The sequence below is a fragment of the Methanomicrobium antiquum genome (assembly GCF_029633915.1).
Classification (GTDB): domain Archaea; phylum Halobacteriota; class Methanomicrobia; order Methanomicrobiales; family Methanomicrobiaceae; genus Methanomicrobium; species Methanomicrobium antiquum.
This window is the reverse complement of the sequence record NZ_CP091092.1, coordinates 1,565,943-1,585,083: the sequence shown is the minus strand read 5'-3', so window position 1 is coordinate 1,585,083 and position 19,141 is coordinate 1,565,943. Positions and strand designations below refer to the sequence as shown.

At 38.3% G+C, this 19,141-nt stretch carries 19 protein-coding genes; 9 read left to right on the top strand and 10 right to left on the bottom strand.

The features are described 5' to 3' along the window. Positions 1–27: 27 nt before the first annotated feature. On the top strand, positions 28–678 hold the full coding sequence (locus L1994_RS07895) for a hypothetical protein (RefSeq protein ID WP_278098904.1): 651 nt from the start codon (positions 28–30) through the stop codon (positions 676–678). Positions 679–717: 39 nt separating this feature from the next. Beyond that, the gene (locus L1994_RS07890) at positions 718–1,167 is read left to right on the top strand and encodes a secondary thiamine-phosphate synthase enzyme YjbQ (RefSeq protein ID WP_278098903.1); all 450 of its coding nucleotides are present in this window, start codon (positions 718–720) and stop codon (positions 1,165–1,167) included. Positions 1,168–1,529: 362 nt separating this feature from the next. On the opposite strand, the gene L1994_RS07885 is transcribed toward L1994_RS07890, so the two are convergent. Further along, on the bottom strand, positions 1,530–1,793 hold the full coding sequence (locus L1994_RS07885; protein ID WP_278098902.1) for a stationary phase-response protein: 264 nt from the start codon (positions 1,791–1,793) through the stop codon (positions 1,530–1,532). Positions 1,794–1,864: 71 nt separating this feature from the next. Between L1994_RS07885 and L1994_RS07880 the strand changes: the two genes are divergently transcribed. Then, a complete protein-coding gene (locus tag L1994_RS07880; protein WP_278098901.1) occupies positions 1,865–2,356 on the top strand; it encodes an Sjogren's syndrome/scleroderma autoantigen 1 family protein in 492 nt (163 codons plus the stop codon). A 365-nt stretch (positions 2,357–2,721) separates the two neighbouring features. On the opposite strand, the gene gyrA is transcribed toward L1994_RS07880, so the two are convergent. The 4 genes from gyrA to L1994_RS07860 all read right to left on the bottom strand — a co-directional run bounded on the left by gyrA (position 2,722) and on the right by L1994_RS07860 (position 8,930). Further along, complete coding sequence (gene gyrA / locus L1994_RS07875; protein ID WP_278098900.1) at positions 2,722–5,220, bottom strand: DNA gyrase subunit A; 2,499 nt, start codon at positions 5,218–5,220, stop codon at positions 2,722–2,724. Then, complete coding sequence (gene gyrB, locus L1994_RS07870) at positions 5,210–7,129, bottom strand: DNA topoisomerase (ATP-hydrolyzing) subunit B (RefSeq protein WP_278098899.1); 1,920 nt, start codon at positions 7,127–7,129, stop codon at positions 5,210–5,212. Before gyrB ends, gyrA begins: the two co-directional genes overlap by 11 nt. Positions 7,130–7,436: 307 nt before the next feature. Continuing rightward, a complete protein-coding gene (locus tag L1994_RS07865; RefSeq protein ID WP_278098898.1) occupies positions 7,437–7,745 on the bottom strand; it encodes a hypothetical protein in 309 nt (102 codons plus the stop codon). Positions 7,746–7,766: 21 nt separating this feature from the next. Then, positions 7,767–8,930, bottom strand: a complete 1,164-nt coding sequence (locus L1994_RS07860) for a geranylgeranyl reductase family protein (RefSeq protein ID WP_278098897.1) — start codon at positions 8,928–8,930, stop codon at positions 7,767–7,769. A gap of 89 nt (positions 8,931–9,019) precedes the next feature. Here L1994_RS07860 and pth2 point away from each other — a divergent pair, with 89 nt between their 5' ends. Next, positions 9,020–9,382, top strand: coding sequence for a peptidyl-tRNA hydrolase Pth2 (pth2, locus tag L1994_RS07855; RefSeq protein WP_278098896.1), 363 nt, complete (start codon positions 9,020–9,022; stop codon positions 9,380–9,382). Beyond that, complete coding sequence (gene truD / locus L1994_RS07850) at positions 9,379–10,662, top strand: tRNA pseudouridine(13) synthase TruD (RefSeq protein WP_278098895.1); 1,284 nt, start codon at positions 9,379–9,381, stop codon at positions 10,660–10,662. Before pth2 ends, truD begins: the two co-directional genes overlap by 4 nt. 259 nt (positions 10,663–10,921) lie before the next feature. On the opposite strand, the gene sppA is transcribed toward truD, so the two are convergent. Continuing rightward, entirely contained in the window at positions 10,922–11,779 is an 858-nt protein-coding gene (gene sppA / locus L1994_RS07845) for a signal peptide peptidase SppA (protein ID WP_278098894.1), read from the bottom strand. Positions 11,780–11,781: 2 nt separating this feature from the next. Continuing rightward, complete coding sequence (locus tag L1994_RS07840; RefSeq protein WP_278098893.1) at positions 11,782–12,465, bottom strand: dihydrofolate reductase family protein; 684 nt, start codon at positions 12,463–12,465, stop codon at positions 11,782–11,784. Positions 12,466–12,577: 112 nt separating this feature from the next. On the opposite strand from L1994_RS07840, the gene L1994_RS07835 reads away from it, so the two are divergent. Then, positions 12,578–13,219, top strand: a complete 642-nt coding sequence (locus L1994_RS07835) for a CDP-alcohol phosphatidyltransferase family protein (protein WP_278098892.1) — start codon at positions 12,578–12,580, stop codon at positions 13,217–13,219. Here the strand turns inward: L1994_RS07835 and artA are convergent. Continuing rightward, complete coding sequence (artA, locus tag L1994_RS07830; RefSeq protein ID WP_278098891.1) at positions 13,194–14,006, bottom strand: archaeosortase A; 813 nt, start codon at positions 14,004–14,006, stop codon at positions 13,194–13,196. The two genes, L1994_RS07835 and artA, sit on opposite strands and share 26 nt — an antisense overlap. A gap of 281 nt (positions 14,007–14,287) precedes the next feature. On the opposite strand from artA, the gene L1994_RS07825 reads away from it, so the two are divergent. Then, the gene (locus L1994_RS07825) at positions 14,288–14,602 is read left to right on the top strand and encodes a transcription factor S (RefSeq protein ID WP_278098890.1); all 315 of its coding nucleotides are present in this window, start codon (positions 14,288–14,290) and stop codon (positions 14,600–14,602) included. Between the two features lie 269 nt (positions 14,603–14,871). Here L1994_RS07825 and L1994_RS07820 read toward each other — a convergent pair whose 3' ends face one another. After that, complete coding sequence (locus L1994_RS07820) at positions 14,872–16,932, bottom strand: acetate--CoA ligase family protein (protein ID WP_278098889.1); 2,061 nt, start codon at positions 16,930–16,932, stop codon at positions 14,872–14,874. Positions 16,933–17,300: 368 nt separating this feature from the next. On the opposite strand from L1994_RS07820, the gene L1994_RS07815 reads away from it, so the two are divergent. Together L1994_RS07815 and L1994_RS07810 are read left to right on the top strand one after the other, a co-directional pair. Next, complete coding sequence (locus tag L1994_RS07815) at positions 17,301–17,867, top strand: TATA-box-binding protein (protein WP_278098888.1); 567 nt, start codon at positions 17,301–17,303, stop codon at positions 17,865–17,867. Positions 17,868–18,007: 140 nt separating this feature from the next. Continuing rightward, on the top strand, positions 18,008–18,385 hold the full coding sequence (locus L1994_RS07810) for an MreA family transcriptional regulator (RefSeq protein WP_278098887.1): 378 nt from the start codon (positions 18,008–18,010) through the stop codon (positions 18,383–18,385). Here the strand turns inward: L1994_RS07810 and rpiA are convergent. Then, positions 18,380–19,066 (bottom strand): ribose-5-phosphate isomerase RpiA, encoded by a 687-nt coding sequence (gene rpiA / locus L1994_RS07805; protein ID WP_278098886.1) that lies wholly within the window; start codon positions 19,064–19,066, stop codon positions 18,380–18,382. The two genes, L1994_RS07810 and rpiA, sit on opposite strands and share 6 nt — an antisense overlap. Positions 19,067–19,141 lie beyond the last annotated feature (75 nt).

The following is a 19,141-nucleotide window of genomic DNA, read 5'->3' as shown; positions in this document are numbered from 1 at the left end:
TATATTTTACTGCCCCAAATGAAGACTATGGATAAAGGAAAATTAGCGATAATAATTCTTGTAATCGCTCTGATTGTAGCGGGTGGATACATTGTTTACAAGAATTATCCAAATCTTTTAAACATTTCTGGTAGTAATGCAAAAGAGACGTCCGGAAATACATATGTCACATACCAGACCTCTCCTCAGGCCTCACAACAGCAGAGTGCAGGTACAGATAATATAAATTACCCCTCACAGATTTCATATGTCCATGCAGGAGAGGTCTACGCAACCCCGTCTGCTATAAAAGAAATGGATCTTTATGTTGAACCTGTTGACTGGGATTCTGTTGTTGGAAATGATGGTATTGTAATCCATTTTAATTTTTATGATGAACAGGGCAGAAAAGTAATCTTTTCGGGAAGCTCAATAGACTGTGTTGTAAACGTCTATACACCAACGACTGACCGGCTGATGCGAAGTGTAAATCCACGTAAAGTCCTCTATAAAGGATATGCGACAATAACAAATTCTGATCAGGGTGAAGGCGGCCCTCTTGCCGGGATTAGAATCGCATATAGTGATTTAAGCTTAGGTGAGTATGACAGAGGAATCGGGCAGATAAAAATAACAGCATCGCTTCCAAGCGGCGGAACGGTTGAAGCTGAAGAGACTTATATTTACACACGGAAGTAAGAGATTACAGAGAGATTTAAAAAGGAGAATACTTAACCCATGTTTTCTGTCTTTGAGGATACAATTCAGCTGACAACTTCGGGAGAGGGAGATATTATCAATCTCACACCTTTTATAATGGAAGTAATTGATAAAAGCGAGATAAAAACAGGAGTTTTGAATCTTTTTGTTGAAGGATCTACTGCCGCTGTTACAACAATTGAATATGAATCGGGAGTTCTTATGGATTTTAAAGAGGCGCTGTCTAAAATTGCACCTGAAAATATCGCATATTCACATGATATGGCATGGGGTGATGGAAACGGCCGTTCCCATGTAAAAGCAGCAATAATCGGGCCTTCACTTGAAATTCCCATCAGAAGCTCAAAACCTGCTCTTGGTGTGTGGCAACAGCCTGTTCTGGTCGAACTTGACGTGAAAGAGAAAAGAAACCGACGGATACATTGCACTGTGACCGGAATTAAAAAAGAAACTGAAATCAAAACTTAATCAAAATTAAAAATTCTTTTTTGAGAGATTTTATCTTAAACGTTCATGTAAATCAAAATTATTTTTATGATTTGCAATGAAAGTCAAAAATCCCTGATAGACTTTTCATCACTTTTTTGTGTGATGGAAAAAGCTCACCATGTGCGTTTGCTATGAAAGTCAAAAATTCCTGATAAACTTTCATCACTTTTTGTGTGATGAAAAAAGCTCATCATGTGCGTTTTACATGAAAGTTACTTCGTAACTCACATGAAACCGGTGCATGAAATATACATTCATGGACGTTTTTACGTGATTATTTGTGCAGGAAAAAAAATAAAAAAAGTATGAAATGAAAAATTTCATGAAAGTTTTTTTTGTTTTCAGTCAAGAGGCAGGGTCTCAAGCTGTGATACAAGTTCCCAGATACGTGTTCTTGCATGAACAGGCATATTTGGATCGTTTGAAACTTCGTCAATTAAAGAGAGTGCTGTTGCGGCACGAAGACCAAGTCCCTGTGAGTTGTCCATAAGAACCTTTTTTGTCTCATCTGCCACCCGTCTGATATTGCGGGGTATTGTTGAGTCATCCATGATTGCTGTAAGCATCTGAATGCAGTAATTTATTGTACTTTGAGGGTCTGCCATTTAACATCACCATTCTATTATTAATTTATGCTCCGGCATATATAAGATGAACGAGAAATGGTGTACATATTATGAAAAATCCTGAAGATATAATGGCTGATTATTTGCTAAAGGGCGCAAAAATGCTGGATAAATCCTGCCCGGAATGTGGTCTGCCCCTGTTTAACGTAAAAGGTGAAACATATTGTGTTGTATGCAGGGATTATGAAAATAAAAACACTTCCGCGCCGGCGCCAAATAAAAATCAGGCTTTGAAATCTGTAGTAGAAACAGAAGAAACTAAAAAAACAGAAAATGTTACTTATAAAAAAGAGCCAAAAGACGCTGAAGACATATCTTCTCAGGAACTAAAATCCGTATCTAAAGAAAAATCAGGGTCAGCACCACATCAGAGATATGTATTTGACGAGATTCTTTACAATGAAATAAGTGATGCCATATCAGCTCTTTGCAGGCGCATTGAAACAGAAAAAGAACCAAGAGACTGTTTATGTCTTATGAAATCTGTTAATTCCGGAATTGATGCACTTAAAAAACTTGAATCATACAAAAAGCGTTTGTAATGATGCTAATTTATGGATTTGATGGATTTTTAATCAATTAATTGGAATATTTAAAAAATTAATGGACTATAAAATAAAATTCAATAATATTTGTTATGATAGTCTAAAATCCTGATAGACTTTCATCAGTTTTTGTGTGATGAAAAAAGCTTCATGTGCGTTGCTATAAAAGTTAAGATTCCTGATAAACTTATCAGGATTTTTGCATGATGAAAAAAGCTCATCATGGTGCTTTTACATGAAAAGTTGCGTGGAATATGATTTCATGAACTTTTGCATAAAAAAAGTGAAATTTCAAAATAATGGTTCATGAAAAATTAATTTCATGATTTTTTTAAAAGTGAGAATTAAAAAAATAATAGAGATTATTCCTTATCAAAAAGTGAGACCTGAGGTGATTTGTCGTCTTCTGGTAATGTTTCAACAGAATCCTCTAAATCTTCTGCTTCAAGGATTGCAAAGCCCACCACATAATCCCCGGAATCAAGTTTCATAATCCTCACACCGCGTGTGCCACGTTTCTGAATGGAAATTTCTGAAACTTTTGTTCTCATAACAATTCCTGATCTGCTCATTAAAATGACTTCATCATTGTCGTTTACAGCTTTTGATGAAACAACTCCTCCTGAGACATCCACCTGGATGTTTTTTACACCCATTGTTGCACGGCCGTGTCCTCTGAATTCATCAAACTCTGTTCTCTTGCCATAGCCTTTCTCTGTAAGAGTAAAGAGATGATCCTTTTCAACAACAGTCACGTCCTGTAAAACATCCTCAAACCTGAGTTTGATTCCCTTGACACCAAGCGCATTTCTGTGCCTTAATGGAACAGTCGATAAATTGAATCTTAAACTCTGACCGAATCTTGTTGTAATTACAAGTTCGCCTGTCTCTTCAACCTTTTTGACGTCAACTAGTTCATCATCATCACGAAGAGTTATTGCATTAAGTCCGGTCTGACGTGGTCTTGAAAACTCGTTCTGTGGGATCTTGACAATCATGCCGTGCCTTGTTGCAAAGAGGAAGTATTTTTCACTCTCAAACTCTGAAACCGGAATAACGGCTGTTACTTTCTCATTATTGAGGTTTAAAAGATTTACAATTGCCTTTCCTTTGGACTGTCTTGTTGCTTCTGGAATGTCGTACACTTTTAACCAGTAAACACGGCCTGAGCATGTAAAGCAAAGCAGATAATCATGGGTTGAAGCAACAAAGATGTTCTTGACAAAGTCCTCCTCTTTGGTTGCCATTCCAATAATGCCACGACCTCCGCGGTGCTGGCCCTTGTAGGTGTCAAGAGGCATTGATTTTATGTAATTGTCAGATGTAAGTGAGACTAAAACCTGCTTGTTCTCGATTAAATCCTCTTTTTCAAAGTCGCTGGCATCCTGGGAGATTTTTGTTCTTCTCTCATTGGCATATTTTTCGCTTATCTCAAGAGTTTCTCTTTTAATCTCTGCAAAGATGTGCTCATCATCAGAAATAATAAGTTTTAATCTCTCAATCTCTTTTAGGATGCCGTCTTTTTCATCAACAATCTTCTGATGCTCAAGTGCCGCAAGTCTTCTAAGCTGCATCTTTAATATTGCGTCTGCCTGAATCTCGTCAAGTCCAAAGTTTTCAGTCAGCTTTAAAGCTGCTTCTTCTGTTGTTGATGAACCTCTTATTGTTGCGATAACTTCGTCAATGTTGTCAAGTGCTAATAAAAGCCCTTTTAAGATATGGATTCTGTCTTCGGCCTTTTTTAAATCAAAGTTCGTTCTTTTGACAATAACATCCTTTCTATGCTTTAAGAATTCCGCAATCAGGCTTTTAAGACCTAAAACTTTTGGCTGTTTGTCAACAATTGCCAGATTGATTACACCATATGTTGTTTCAAGAGGAGTGTGTTTGTAAAGCTGGTTTAAAACAACGAGAGGCACAATTCCTTTTTTGAGCTCGATTACAACCCTGATTCCATCCTTGTTAGACTCATCACGAAGATCAGAAATACCATCAATTTTTTTGTCTTTTACAAGATCTGCAATTTGTTCTATCAGCCTTGCCTTGTTTACCTGATAGGGAATTTCGGTTATGATAATTCTGTCCTTTTTCCCGTCATCCTCAATTTCAGCAACCCCGCGGACACGGATTCTTCCTCTTCCCTCACTAAAGGCACTTGAAATGCCACTTCTGCCAAGAATTATGCCGCCTGTCGGGAAATCAGGGCCCGGTATATATTGCATCAATTCAGAAAGGGATATTTCAGGATTGTCAATCGTTGCACAAATTGCGGTACAGACTTCTCCTAAGTTATGTGGCGGCATTTTGGTTGCCATACCAACTGCTATACCCTCAGATCCGTTTACCAAAAGATTTGGAATTTTTGACGGGAGTACTAGAGGCTCTTTTAATGACTCGTCAAAATTAGGGCCAAAATCTACAGTGTTTTTGTCAATATCTGCCAGCATCTCTTCAGAAACCGGATCCAGCCTTGCTTCGGTATAACGCATCGCCGCTGCAGAATCGCCGTCAATAGATCCAAAGTTTCCCTGACCTTCGACAAGCATGTGCCGGTATGAGAAAGGCTGTGCCATCTTGACAAGAGTATCGTAAATGGATGAATCACCATGAGGGTGATACTTACCCATTACTTCTCCAACAATCCTTGCACATTTCTTAAATGGTTTGTCATGAGTGTTTCCCATCTCGCCCATTGCATAGAGAGTGCGTCTGTGAACCGGCTTTAACCCGTCTCTGACGTCAGGAAGGGCACGCCCGATAATAACCGACATCGCATAGTCAATATAGGAAGTTTTCATCTCTTCTTCGATATTGACTGAAATAATTCTTTTTTCTCCAAATTTGAACTGCTCAGATGTCAAGGTTTGTCACCTCCTTTCCGTGGCGGTAGATAAATTCACGGCGTGCATCAACATTGTCCCCCATGAGTTTGGAGAAGATCTCATCCGCATAACTTGCATCCATTATGTCAACCTGTTTTAGTACACGGGTTTGTGGGTTCATGGTTGTATTCCACAGCTGTTCTGCGTTCATCTCACCAAGACCTTTGTATCTTTGGATTGATGTTCCCTTTTCACCAAACTCCTCAACAATTTTTCTCATCTCCTCTTCCTTAAAGGCGTAAACTTCCTTTTTGCCTCTTGATATCCTGTAAAGAGGTGGCTGAGCAATATAGATATAACCGCTTTCAATTAGCTGAGGCATATATCTGTAGAAGAATGTCAGAAGAAGTGTGCATATGTGTGCTCCGTCAACATCAGCATCAGTCATCATAATGATGTGATGGTACCGTGCCTTTGTAATGTCGAAATTCTCACCTATTCCACATCCAATAGCTGAAATAAGAGTCTGAATTTCGGCATTTTTCAAAATTTTATGCGGAGATGCCTTCTCTACGTTAAGAATTTTACCTTTGAGCGGCAAAATTGCCTGGGTCAGACGTGAACGTCCCTGCTTTGCCGAACCGCCTGCAGAATCTCCTTCTACTATGTATACTTCGCTTTTTGCCGGATCACGCTCAGAACAGTCTGCAAGTTTTCCCGGAAGACCACTTCCTTCAAGAGTGCTCTTCCTTCTTGCAAGTTCACGTGCTTTTCTTGCCGCTTCTCTTGCTCTTGCGGCTGAAAGGGCTTTTTCAACAATTGCCTGAATTACTTTTGGATTTTCCTCGAAGTATTCTGAAAGAGACTGATATACTAAAGAGTCAACAATGCCCTTTACATTGCTGTTTCCAAGCCTCATCTTGGTCTGGCCTTCAAACTGAGGTTCAGCAATTTTAATGCTGATAACCGCATTTAACCCCTCTCGTACATCCTCACCTTTGAGCTGAGAGTCTATTCCTTTTAGAAGATTTTTCTCTTTTGCAACCTTGTTTATTGTGCGGGTCAGAGCACTTCTGAATCCTTCAAGATGTGTTCCGCCCTCTCTTGTATTGACGCTGTTTACAAACGTCATTACATTCTCTGAATAGGAGAGCGAATATTGAAGTGCAACATCAGCTTCAACCTTATTTTCTTCATCCTTTGTGTCTAAGTTGATAACATCAGGATGAACTGTTTCTTTTCCTGCAATTAAATATCTGACAAATTCAGATATTCCTCCTTCATAGAAGAATAAATCAGAAAAGCCGGTTCTCTCATCTGAGATTTCAATCTTTAAGCCTTTGTTTAAAAATGCAAGTTCGCGCATTCTGTGGCTTAAAACATCATAATCAAAATTTACAGTCTCAAATATGCGAGTGTCAGGTTTGAAGGTGATTATTGTTCCGTTGGACTCGCTGTCACTTCCTGCATTTTTTCTGGATGTCAGAGGCTGTGCCACTCCTCCCCTGGCAAAAGACATTTCATAGATTGTTCCATCCCTGTGAACTTCTGCTATTAAGTATTCGGAGAGTGCGTTTACAACAGAGACACCAACACCATGAAGACCACCTGAAACCTGATAGGTATTCTTGTCAAATTTACCTCCTGCGTGAAGAACAGTAAGGACAATTTCCAAAGCACTTTTACCGCCCTGATCCTCCATAGTATCTACAGGAATACCTCGTCCGTTGTCTGCAACAGTACATGAACCATCATTGTTGATTGTGATTTTAATATGGTCGCAAAAGCCTCCAAGGGCTTCATCAACAGCGTTGTCAACAACTTCATATACGAGGTGGTGAAGACCTCTTGTATCAGTGCTTCCAATATACATCGCAGGTCTTTCTCTTACCGGTTCAAGACCTTCCAGAATTGTAATATGTGATGCATCGTAATTATTATCTGACAATTTATATATCCCCCGGATTAACAACCCGTATTCTGAATATCTGCAAAAACAGACTCAAAATTCAGAACATTTTGTTCTTTAAAAATCAGTACATATTCAAGGCTAAAATACACATATATTATTGGGTGTAATAACACTTAAATCAATCCCGATTCCTTACATATTCTGAATTTAGAAAAAATACACAAAGATTTTTTGTAAATTCCAGGGTTGATTCAGGGTTGAAAATGACACCTTTTTTGATGGTGAAGAAATAAAAAATTTAAACCATAAGTTTTGGTTTTATTTTGCAATTTATATTTTATGTTTAGTCATACTTTCCGGCATCTGCATTTTCTATTCCAAGTTCTTTATCGATTGCAACAACAAGCCTGCGAAGAGTCTTTCTGACGCCTTCCAGGTCCTCCTCATCCATGAGGCCGTTTTGGTGCCACATAATCTTCTGACGGAGTAGTGAGAATAACTCTTCGATCTCTGTTCCCTTAAACGACGGGGGTAAAACTGCCTCATTCAGATGATCTGCAAGACCTATCCATGCTCTTTGTGGGGGAAGACCTGCATGCTTTGATATAAGCATAATATTTGTTATGAAACCTCTTCCAAACTGACTGCTCATATTATTTTTTAACACATTTTTCTATTTTAACCCTGTCGATCTTAAAAGAAGCCACCTTATCTCTGCACCCATCATTCCACCAAGAGATTTTGCGACACATGGTTTTAGAAGCATTTTTTTAATAATTTTCTGCGGACGGTCCATATCACCATATTTTATGATATCTTCGCGGATTTCAGGAGAATTCATACACCTGCAGAGTTTTTCTATACGCTCATCAGATATGTTCTGCCTCATTTTGTAAAGCGCCATTCCAATTGACAACTCACGGCCTATGTCGCTTTTCCACTTTTTCTCATACTCTTTTAGTGAAGAGTCCGAAAAATCATTTGATTCACAGCATTTTAATGCAATATCGGATGCATGAAGTGCTGTTTTAATTCCAGTATAAACACCTCCCCCGGATGTCGGCTTTGCAAAACCTCCGGCATCTCCGCAGAATAAAACGCGGCCTCCATAAGTTTTTGGAAGAATTCCCAGAGGTATTGTGCCGGAAACCAGGTTTATGCATGAACTGTCAAACCTGCTTAAAAATTTCATAAAGTTTTGATATACGTTCTTCTCGCCGCAAAGACCGACCCTTGCCCTTTTGTTTCCTGAAGGGATTACCCATCCGAAAAATTCAGGTGATGCATAAGGATGAAGCTCAACTATATTTTTTTGAGTATCCAGGGGAATCTCTGCCTGAATGCCGGAAAGGTATACAGGTGCACGCTCCATTTCAAGAAACCTTGTAAAAACACAGCGGGGTCCGTCTGCGGCAATAACCATCCTGCATGGAATTGATTCTTTTCCATTTATTCCTGATACAATAACTTCTGAATTTTTATATCCGATAACAGAAGTCTTCAGGCGGATATCGCAACCGGAATCAGCGGCATTTTTTGCCATTTCCAGATCGAGCGCACTTCTGTCAACAACATATGCCATTGTTTTTTCAGCATCAAAAAAAAGCTCTGAACCAAGTCCTGATATAATTTTTGCACCTGAGACTTCGTTTAGAACACTTTTATCAGACACTCTGCACTCTGAAAAGGCATTATTGCTTAAAAGCCCGGCACACTGAACAGGGCGGCCAAATTCTGAATGCTCTTCAATTAGGAGTGTGTTAAGTCCTCTTTCAGCACAAAACCGTGCCGCTGAGCTTCCTGTCGGACCGCCGCCTGCAACAATGACGTCATACATCTCATTTAATGTTTTGTCAGTGGCGATATAAAACCTGTAACTGTCAGAGCACTTTTTTGCCTTTAGAACATATATATTGAGCAATTATTATGAGAGAAGAGCCTGATTTCAAATTCAAGCAGTGCTTAATCATCCGAAATGACATAAAAATGTCATGTGGAAAGAAGTGCGCACAGCTTGCACATGCGGCAGTGATAGCTTACGATCATGCTGATAAAATTACAAAGAAAAGATGGTATGAGGAGGGCATGAAGAAAGTAGCCTTAAAAGCAGATTCTTTAAAGCAGATTTATGAATTAAAGACAATGGCTGACATGGCAGGAATATCAACCGCCCTTATTACCGATGCCGGAATGACAGAAATTGAGCCGGGAACAATTACTGCACTGGGTCTTGGTCCTGCAAAATCTGAAGAACTTGACAAAATAACAGGCTCTCTTGCATTATTATGATGAAAAGTCCCTATAAAACAGAACAAATCCTTGGAATGGAGTATTATTTAACCGATTCTTCAGGTGTCGGTGGGATTCTTAGAAAAGAGCCTTCTGATTTTATTGTAAACGAAATTTTTGCAGACATTAAGTTAACAGGAGGCCCCCATCTGATATGCGAGCTTAAAAAGACAAACTGGGAGCTTCAGCGTGCGGCAAAGGAGATTTCAAAAAGGCTTGGCATCAGCTACAAAAGGATTTCCTGGGGTGGAACAAAGGACAAACGTGCTGTTTCAACTCAGTTAATTTCTGTATATGGTGTAAAACCCGAGGATATCGAAAAAGTTCACCTAAAAGATATTGAATTAAAACCCCTTGGTTTTGCAAGAATGCAGATGTCTCTTGGCGATCTTAAGGGAAATGAGTTTGAAATAAAAATCAGCGACTGTCAGGAATCATCTGAATCTCAGCTTCAAAAAGCCCTTGATGAATTGAAGACAAAAGCATCTGAAGGTCTTCCAAACTATTATGGAATACAGAGATTTGGAACGCAAAGACCTGTGTCACACCTTGTAGGAATTGCAATGCTTAAGGGCGACTACAAAGACGCTGTGATGAAATATGCCGGGTATCCCTGCGAAGATGAAAATGAAATGACTAAAGCGGCAAGAGAAGCATTTGATAAAAATGAAGATCCAAAAGAGGCACTTTCTCTGATGCCTGAACAGATGCATTATGAACGTTCGATTCTTCATCACCTCGTGGAAAAACCAAATGATTACAAAGGTGCACTTGCAGTTATTCCTCCAAAGCTTCTCTCAATGTTTGTAAGCGCTTTTCAGTCATATCTTTTTAACCGTGTTTTAAGTCTTAGGATTGAAAACAGAGCAGGAGATATTTTGAAACCGGAAATTGGCGACAGACTTGTGTTTTTGGATGGGAGAGAAGAGGTTGTTGATGAAAGAAACATTGCAACAGCAAAAATTCATACAAGGCGCGGAAAATGCTCGGTTGGAATTTTTATGCCGGGATCAGAGAATTTCACCCGCTATGGATACATGGATGAATATGCCTCTGATATAATGAATGAACTTGGAATAACTGCAGAAGGATATGCAAATATTTCAGAGCTTGTAGGAGCAAGATTTACCGGTGCAGTGCGACCTGCAGGATTACAAACAGAGATATCAGGAATTATTTCAGAAAAAAGTATGGCTCTTAAGTTTACACTTCCGCCTGGTCATTATGCAACAACAGTATGTAGGGAAATAATGAAAGCTGATCCCAAAAATATGGCATGATTAAAAATAGATCTTCAATAAGTGGATTTAATCGGGGGATTTGAAAACAGGATTAAATATAAGATTTGAAAATAAGATTTGAAAATAAGATTTGAAAATATGATTTGAAAATATGATTTAATTATAGAATTGGATTGATTTTGAAATCTTAACCAATTTTTTCTTTTAAATTTTCAATTTTGCATATCTGATTCTTCTTAGTCTAAATCAGAAGAGGAGTTCCAAAAGAGGAGTTTTCGGATGATTTATCAGCTGTTTATTACAGGCTGTCTTTATTTTCATCTTCATCTTCATCTTCCTTTTCTGAATCAGATGTGGCCGGAATTAGATTCAGGTTATATTTACGCTTTTTTACGTATTCAATTGCATCAAAGAGGTTTCCCATCTCATCAACAAGTCCAAGCTTTAATGCATCCTCTCCCCGTATGAGCTGTGCTTCTTCTATATCAGAACGGTTGATATTTCTCTGAGTCAGAACATCGGTTATAAAAAGCTCAAAACTGTCATCAACCATCTTCTGAACATATGAAAGCTCATCATCACTTAAGCCGCGAAAAGATGCTCCCAAATCTTTCAGATCGCCGGATTTAACAACTGAGACTTCAACTCCCTCACGATCAAGTGACTCGCTGGTGTCATAAAAAGTCCAGATTGTCCCGACACTCCCTGTCATTGTATCAGGGTTTGCAAATATCCAGTCACTATGAGAACTTATGTGATATGCCGCAGAAGTTGCCATGTCTCCCATTGAGACAACAACCGGCTTTTTTTCTTTTGCATAATCAATATCACGAATTATCTCCTGTGATGAGGATGGAGAACCCCCCGGGCTGTTTATACGAAGGACAATTCCCTCAGTCAAGGGATCATCTGCCGCGGCTCTTATTTGTGCGCCGATATAGTCACTTCCTGCATATCCGCCGCTGTAAATATTTCCGGTAGTGAGTGTTCCTTCAATGCGGATTACCTTGACACCTGCATCCTGGGAATAGGGAATAAGCGAAAATACTGCAATCAAAGCTATCGCTGCAAAAACACCAAAAATAAACCATTTAATTCCATTTTTGCGAAGCTTTGCCTTTTTTGTTTTTTCAATCTCTTTTTCAAGCCATGACATGCCTATTCACCGTACAAAACATCGTACTCGGTGACAAGGTTTGTCCCGCACATATAATGACTCTTGAGATTGAGACGAAACATTTCATCTTCTGAATCTATGTGCATGCCGCCGACAAGTGAGGGGGTGTCAGCCCCGCCAACGATGAAAGGCAGATGAATAAGTCTGACTTCGTCAACAAGACGGTCTTGAAGCATATAGTAGTTAAGAGTTGGCCCGCCCTCAACCATCAGTTTTTTCACACCATATTCACGCGCAAGGATATTCATAAGATATGTAAAATCAACTCTTTCCTCACCACTGATTATTACATCCGCACCTTTTTCTTCTAAAGCTTCAATTTTTTCTGCAGGTGCCGCCTTTCCTACGGCAATTATTGTCTTTGCATCTTTTCCAAGAACATTTGAGTTAAGCGGAATGTCTGCGCTGCTGTTTGGAATAACACGTATAGGGTTTTCTCCTTCTACATATCTGACAGTAAGAAAAGAATTGTCAATTTTTATTGTATTTGAGCCTACCATTATTGCATCATATTCTGCCCTTGTTTTATGAAGGAGTATGTCAGTTTCGTGGCTCATGTATTTCATAAGGATTTTGCTGGAAGCTCCTTTTTTTAATGTCAGTTTGCCGTCTACGGTAATCTCTGACATTATCATAACATGGGGTTTTTTAATATCTTGTGCCATGATTATCTTTCTTAATGGTTAATTGTCCTGTATAATTTAAGAAGTTAGCCCTATAAAAATAAAGGAATTCATTTAGTGAAACCTATATCTGAGTGATTCCAATTATAATGGTATGAATATTACTGCACTTAGACCAAAATTTATCGGATGTTTAGAGCCTGTTGCAGATATATTCATAAAATTGAGATTCACACCAAATATGATCTCGGTATTGTCTCTTATAGCAGGGCTAATAACAGCTTATTTCTTCTTCAGAGAGAATTTTTTTATAGGGGCAATATTTCTTTTAATTTCTGCGGTTTTGGACCTTGTTGACGGGACTGTTGCAAGAAAAACCGGGAATGAAAGCAAATTTGGTGCAGTTTTTGACTGGATAGTTGATAAGTATGTTGACAGCCTTGTAATTTTGGGAATCGGACTTTCAGGTGTTGCAATAATAAGTCCTTATGTCGCAATAAACGGAGTAAACAGTTATATTATTGATTTTGCAATCGTAGCTCTTGCAATTATTGGCTCTCTTATGAATACTTTCATAAAACCTGTTACATATGCGGAGGTCGGTTTTGAGAAAAGAGAAGATGGCAAAATTGACGATCCCTTAGAAAGAGTCGGGTTTTTTGGGAGGCCTGAAACAATTTTGTTTTTGGTTGCAGGAGGACTTTTCGGCCTTATTGCACCGGCGGTTGTAATAATTGCAGTCTGCACAAATCTATCAGCGCTTCAGAGGATTATTTATCTTTATATACACCTCTGAGCTTTTCTATATACAATTTTATTAATCCGTCTGCGAAATCTCCTAGCTGGGGAATTACTTTAAAAAGACACAGTGCAAGGATAATTAAAAATACCAGTGCTCCAAGCTCTGCCAGAACATTGTGTGCCCAAAAGAAACTCTCGTATCCATATTCTCCGTTTGATGCAATCTCAGGCAAATACTGAAACCACTGGCCTGTGTATGCCGCAACAACAAATACGTTTCTCAGGAGATTCAAAAAGTAAATTACCGGCACAACCAGAATAAACGATATTATTCTTTGTTTTACTGTTATTGGGAGTGCATATGCAATTCCAAGCATTATTGCAATGCTTTGAATGCCGGTGCATGCAAGGATTATTTCAACGCGAAATCCGTTATGTTCAAGCATGTTCCATGCAATCTGGTTGAAAGGAAGATTTAGGAGTGTTCCTATAGCGTAAACCTGCTGTGTAACAGCGGCTATTAAAAAATCACCTGCCATCGGGATATAGGCAAACGGGAAATATATCAAAAATGCAATTGCCGCGCCGCGGCTTAATGACAAAACATATTTGTTCTCTTCTAAAAGTCCCGGTATTGTGACATATAAAAACGGGATTCCCAGTATTCCTAAAACAGGGTACATAAAGTTATTTTCTTCGAATATGTAGTGTGGAATATCAAGAATCAGCGCCAGTACAATAAAAAACCATCCGGATATTGCAAGGTATTTTCTTAATTTTCCGGGAACAATTAAAAACCCGATAAAAAAAATGGCTGACAATAAAACAAGGGCCGCTTCCATTGATTATAATATTTGTCTGCTACATAAAAAGCTACTTTGTAATTTACATGAATCTGTTACACGAAATATAATTTCAAGAATGATTTAATGAAAATAGATTCTTAGAGAGAATAATTTTAGATTATACTATAAATCAATGAAAGAATTTTGCTGAGATATCCGGGTTTTTCTAAAATCCGGCAAATTTTTTGAAATTCGGATATTAAAAGGCGAAGATTGATTTTTTTTTTAAATATGATAATCCATAACAATTAATCAAATAGCAACAAATAATATAGCCGATGATGTTCTGTCCAGAATGCAAAAGCATGCTTAAGTCATACGAAGGAAAACTCAGATGTCCAAAATGCGGTTATGAAAAAGACATATCCGATAAAACCCAGCTTTTGAAAACAAGGCAGAGGGTTGAGAAGGAGATAACAATTGTTGAAGAAGATCAAAATATTGCAACACTTCCGACAACAAAAATAAAATGTCCTGAGTGCGGCAATAATACTGCTGAATGGTGGTTAAGACAGCTTCGTTCAGCTGATGAAAGTGAAGTGCGCTTTTTCCGTTGTACAAAGTGCAGGCACACCTGGCGTGAATACGACTAAATTGTCCCTTGAAAATAAAATCTGATTTTTTAAATTTTTTTTTAAAATTTTTTTAAAGTTTTAATTTGATTTCAAATTTATCTAGAATCTTAATTTTATGATGACGTGTAAGAAAATTAGTTTTATGAACTTTTTTTATTAACTAAAACTAAAATCTGCTCAAAATGACAATTTTTGCGTAAAATAAATATTATTGAGACTTATTTTTTAAAATGTGTTTGAAATATGATATTTTAAATTCAGTTTTTTAAAAATTAATTATTATATCTTCAGAACAGACCCTGTCCTTTGACACGGTATTTGCTCTGGAGTGTCCTTCCAACAACCCTGAATGCAGTCTCAAGCTCTTCAAACGGCGGAACTTTGTTCTCCCTTAATATTTCACGTCCTCCGTTCATCTCTGAACCGCCGATTAACACAGATACAATTCTCTTTTCAGTGGACTCTGAGAGCATCATAATCTGCTTTGCAAAACGTTCTGATGTTAACACAAGGTTTGGGAATCCTATTACCATGCAGATATCCCAAAGGTCATCGTGCTTTGCAAGAACACTAAATGTCTTTGCAAACCGTGCTCCGTCTGCATCTCCTAAGAGATCAATCGGGTTTCCACGATTCCAAAACGGTGGCAGAAATTTATCCATCTCATCAATTACGTTCTTTGGAAGATCAACAATCTCAATTCCATAACGTTCTGCATAATCATTTGAAAGAACTGCGAAACCGCCTGCGTTGGTGACAATAACTGCACGTTTTCCTTTTGGATAGTGCTTGTTGTGTGATAAGAATTCTGCGGCAAGGAAAGCATCCTCAAGATTTGTGACACTTAAAACTCCAGCCTCTCTGAAAGCCTCCATATACACTTCATAGCTTCCTGCAAGAGAACCTGTGTGTGACGCTGCTGCGGCACGACCGCGTTCAGAAGAACCTGACTTTATTGCAACAACCGGTTTTGTCCTTGCAATTCTTGATACTACATCAAGGAATCCCTTTCCATTGTTTATTTCCTCAATGTACATAATAATCGCCTCTGTGTTTGGATCAGACTCAGCCCAGTGAAGGTAGTCGAAGAAGTTGAGATCAGACTGGTTTCCAACAGAAACTACAGAAGAAAATCCGACATTGTGTGTTAAACTCCAGTCAACAACAGCGTTTACAATAGCACCACTTTGTGAAAGGAATGCAATGTTTCCGGGAGCAGGAGATCTCTGAACGTATGTTGTATCATATCCCTTGTGCGGGCTGATTAAACCAAGACAGTTTGGACCGACAATTCTTGTGCCGTATTTTTTAGCGATTGCAACTGTCTGCTCCTCTAATTTTCTGCCTTCTTCATTCATTTCCTTAAATCCGGCAGTGATTATTACCGCAATTTTAACTCCTTTTTTACCACAGTCTTCCATCACTTCAGGAACAAGGGCGGAAGGGACTGTAATTACTGCCATATCTACATTGTCGGCAATATCGTGAAGGCTTGGATATGTCTTAAAGCACATAATTACATCGCGTTTTGGATTTACAGGATAGAGTTTTCCCGGAAATGTCGAAAGCTTGTGCATGACAGCATATCCCATTTTACCCGGAGTTTCTGATGCACCAATAACGGCGATTGATTGCGGCTCAAAAATACTTACATCAACAGGTTTGTCTGAAACCTTTTTGGTTGACTGTTCATCGCTGAAGATAAAGGCTGTATCAACGGCACATGCACCTTTTTCATAGAGCCTTAGCGGGTTTATGTCAAACTCCTTTAGCTCTTCGTTCTCCTCAAACGCTCGGCAGACATTAATTATTGTTTTTACAAGTGTTTCTTCATCTTTAGGCGCAGAGCCTCTATATCCGGATATTAATTTATATGAATTGATTTCCCTGACCATCTGCCTGATTTCTGCTTCGGTAAGCGGCAGAATTCTAAGTGAAACATCTTTTACAAATTCGACAAGTGTTCCGCCAATACCGAAGGTTATTGTCTTTCCAAAAGCAGTGTCTGTATTTCCTCCGATAATTAACTCAACACCTGGCTTTGCCATCTCTTCTATAATAATACCTTCAATATCTGCATCGGGCTTGTGCTTATTTATGCTTGAAATAATCTGCTCGTATGCTTCTTTTGCTTCCTTTTCATCTTTTACACCGACAATAACACCGCCGGCATCACTTTTGTGAAGAATCTGGGGGGAAACAATCTTCATTACAACCGGAAATCCAACCTCTGTGGCTTTTTTTGCCGCATCTTCTGCTGATGTTGCAATTCTGTATTCAGGAACCGGCACATCATATTTTTTAAGGAAGTCGTAACCTTCAGCCTCACTTAACATCCATTTTGCCATATTTTACCTCACTAACTTTTTAGTTAATTCACATTTTTTCTCCAAAGCTGTTCTCATAATCAATTTTCTATTGAAAATGTTCATGAAATTATCATTTCATGCAACAGTTTCATGATGCAGTTTATGAAACTTTTCTTTAGAGAATTTTCATGTCCAAATTACTATTTCAACAAATGTCGAATTAAAATTCGTTCAAATTTTGCTTACAGTTTATTGAACTAATTTATAGATAAAATTTTGTAATTGTTAATCATTAAAAATGATAAATGGGATGAAATAAAATTTCATCTCTGATTGATTGGCAAGAGTATTCAAATGGGACAAAAATCACCCAACGATTTATATACCATATAAATCACTTTATAAATATGAAGGTCAATCCTGAAGAGTCATTAAAAATCGAGAACATTGTCGCTTCAGCAAAAGTTGCCGAAACGCTGGATCTGCAGATGATAAATGAAAAAATAAAAGACGCCGAATATAACAAAAAGAGATTTCCGGGTGTCGTTTTAAGGATGCAGGATCCAAAGATTGCGGCGCTTGTTTTTGGTTCAGGAAAAGTTGTTCTGACAGGTGCAAAGAGCATTGACAGCCTTTCAAAAGGTCTTGAAATCCTGGGCAATAAACTGCGTGAATTGAAGATAGATATTCCAAAAGATCTGGAATACAAAGTTCAGAATATTGTAACATCAGCAGATCTTGGAACTCCTATAAATCTTAATAAAATTGCTGTCGGCTTTAACCTTGACAGAATTGAATACGAACCTGAGCAGTTTCCGGGACTTGTTTATCGTCTTGAAGAGCCCAAAGTTGTTGTTCTTTTGTTTGGATCAGGCAAACTGATAATTACAGGAGGTAAACTTCCGGAAGATGCCAGAAAGGCGGTAATAAAAATAATTTCAGACTTATCTAATCTGGGATTGATTCAGCAGTAAGGATCGGCAAAAAAAAATATTTTTTCTTTTAATACTACTTTCATAAAATATTTTTCAACAACCACTAATATGTGTTGAGTTTGATAAATATCTATTTATATCTGTTAAACAGAATATTAAGAGTAATTTCTGGTGAGAAAATGAAACTTGAAAAAGTGCTTACTTTTACAGAGAAGGAGGAAGAATTAGCAACTCTTCTCACCGATGTTGGACTAAAACGTAATGTAGCCAAGGTTTTGGTATATCTTGCAAATACAAACGAAGCAACATCACGCGACATTGAACGCGGAACAGATCTCCGCCAGCCTGAAGTTAGCATTGCCATGCGGACTTTAAATGAAAAAGAATGGATCGAGAACCGTGAGAGCAAGGCTGAAAGCAAGGGCAGGCCTGTGAAGATTTACTGCCTCTCAAAACCGGCAAAGGACATTATTGATACAATAGAGTCCGATAAAAAAGAAGAAATTGAAACACAGCTTAAGCTGATTCAGAAAATAAGAGAAATTCTGGTTTCATAGAATTTCAATACCGGTTGCATTTCCTGCAATCACAACTGTTTTTTCCTTAAATTCCGTAAATATTCCGCAGGACAAAACACCTGGTATATTATTCAGTTCAGTTTCCAGACTTTCGGGATTATCTATCTCTCCAAAATCGCAGTCCACTTCTATTTGTCCATTGTCGGTAATTACAGGTCCGTCTTTTTTAACGCCTTCCCGCACAATTGCGTTTCCTCCAAGACTTTTTACTTTATCACACAATACTGCAAGTGCGAATGGAATAACTTCCACAGGAACAACTGCAGACAGCTTTTTTGTAAGTTTGCTTTCATCAACAACAACTATAAACTGTTTTGCGGCGGCGGCAACACATCTCTCACGTGTCTGAGCGGCACCTCTTCCTTTTATAAGGTTAAAATCAGAGTCGACCTCATCGGCACCATCAATTGCAATATCAATTTTTGGGAAGTCGTCAAGTGTCGTAAGAGGAATGCCAAGATTTCTTGCACGGACTGCGGTCTGATATGATGTAGGGACACCTTTTATCATCAGTCCCTCCTCTTTTATTCTGTATGACAAACGCTCCATTGTGTAAAGAACTGTCGAGCCTGTGCCAAGCCCAACAATGTTGCCGTCTATTACAAGATCTGCCGCATAATTGCCGGCATTTTTCTTTGAATTTACTATATTTTCAGACATAAACCAAAACCGTCTTTTTATTAGTTGCTTTAAAAGGCAAATAACTTTTTTTAAAGATTCATTTGAAAACCTCAG

What these genes read in the sequence shown, in the direction of transcription:
- L1994_RS07860 (WP_278098897.1), bottom strand. Translation starts at nt 8,930, where the DNA reads ATGTATGACGTCATTGTTGCAGGCGGCGGTCCGACAGGAAGCTCAGCG.
- L1994_RS07815 (WP_278098888.1), top strand. Translation starts at nt 17,301, where the DNA reads ATGAAGGTCAATCCTGAAGAGTCATTAAAAATCGAGAACATTGTCGCT.
- L1994_RS07840 (WP_278098893.1), bottom strand. Translation starts at nt 12,465, where the DNA reads ATGGCACAAGATATTAAAAAACCCCATGTTATGATAATGTCAGAGATT.
- L1994_RS07885 (WP_278098902.1), bottom strand. Translation starts at nt 1,793, where the DNA reads ATGGCAGACCCTCAAAGTACAATAAATTACTGCATTCAGATGCTTACA.
- L1994_RS07810 (WP_278098887.1), top strand. Translation starts at nt 18,008, where the DNA reads ATGAAACTTGAAAAAGTGCTTACTTTTACAGAGAAGGAGGAAGAATTA.
- L1994_RS07890 (WP_278098903.1), top strand. Translation starts at nt 718, where the DNA reads ATGTTTTCTGTCTTTGAGGATACAATTCAGCTGACAACTTCGGGAGAG.
- truD (WP_278098895.1), top strand. Translation starts at nt 9,379, where the DNA reads ATGATGAAAAGTCCCTATAAAACAGAACAAATCCTTGGAATGGAGTAT.
- L1994_RS07835 (WP_278098892.1), top strand. Translation starts at nt 12,578, where the DNA reads ATGAATATTACTGCACTTAGACCAAAATTTATCGGATGTTTAGAGCCT.
- artA (WP_278098891.1), bottom strand. Translation starts at nt 14,006, where the DNA reads ATGGAAGCGGCCCTTGTTTTATTGTCAGCCATTTTTTTTATCGGGTTT.
- sppA (WP_278098894.1), bottom strand. Translation starts at nt 11,779, where the DNA reads ATGTCATGGCTTGAAAAAGAGATTGAAAAAACAAAAAAGGCAAAGCTT.
- rpiA (WP_278098886.1), bottom strand. Translation starts at nt 19,066, where the DNA reads ATGTCTGAAAATATAGTAAATTCAAAGAAAAATGCCGGCAATTATGCG.
- L1994_RS07880 (WP_278098901.1), top strand. Translation starts at nt 1,865, where the DNA reads ATGAAAAATCCTGAAGATATAATGGCTGATTATTTGCTAAAGGGCGCA.
- L1994_RS07820 (WP_278098889.1), bottom strand. Translation starts at nt 16,932, where the DNA reads ATGGCAAAATGGATGTTAAGTGAGGCTGAAGGTTACGACTTCCTTAAA.
- pth2 (WP_278098896.1), top strand. Translation starts at nt 9,020, where the DNA reads ATGAGAGAAGAGCCTGATTTCAAATTCAAGCAGTGCTTAATCATCCGA.
- L1994_RS07825 (WP_278098890.1), top strand. Translation starts at nt 14,288, where the DNA reads ATGATGTTCTGTCCAGAATGCAAAAGCATGCTTAAGTCATACGAAGGA.
- L1994_RS07865 (WP_278098898.1), bottom strand. Translation starts at nt 7,745, where the DNA reads ATGAGCAGTCAGTTTGGAAGAGGTTTCATAACAAATATTATGCTTATA.
- L1994_RS07895 (WP_278098904.1), top strand. Translation starts at nt 28, where the DNA reads ATGGATAAAGGAAAATTAGCGATAATAATTCTTGTAATCGCTCTGATT.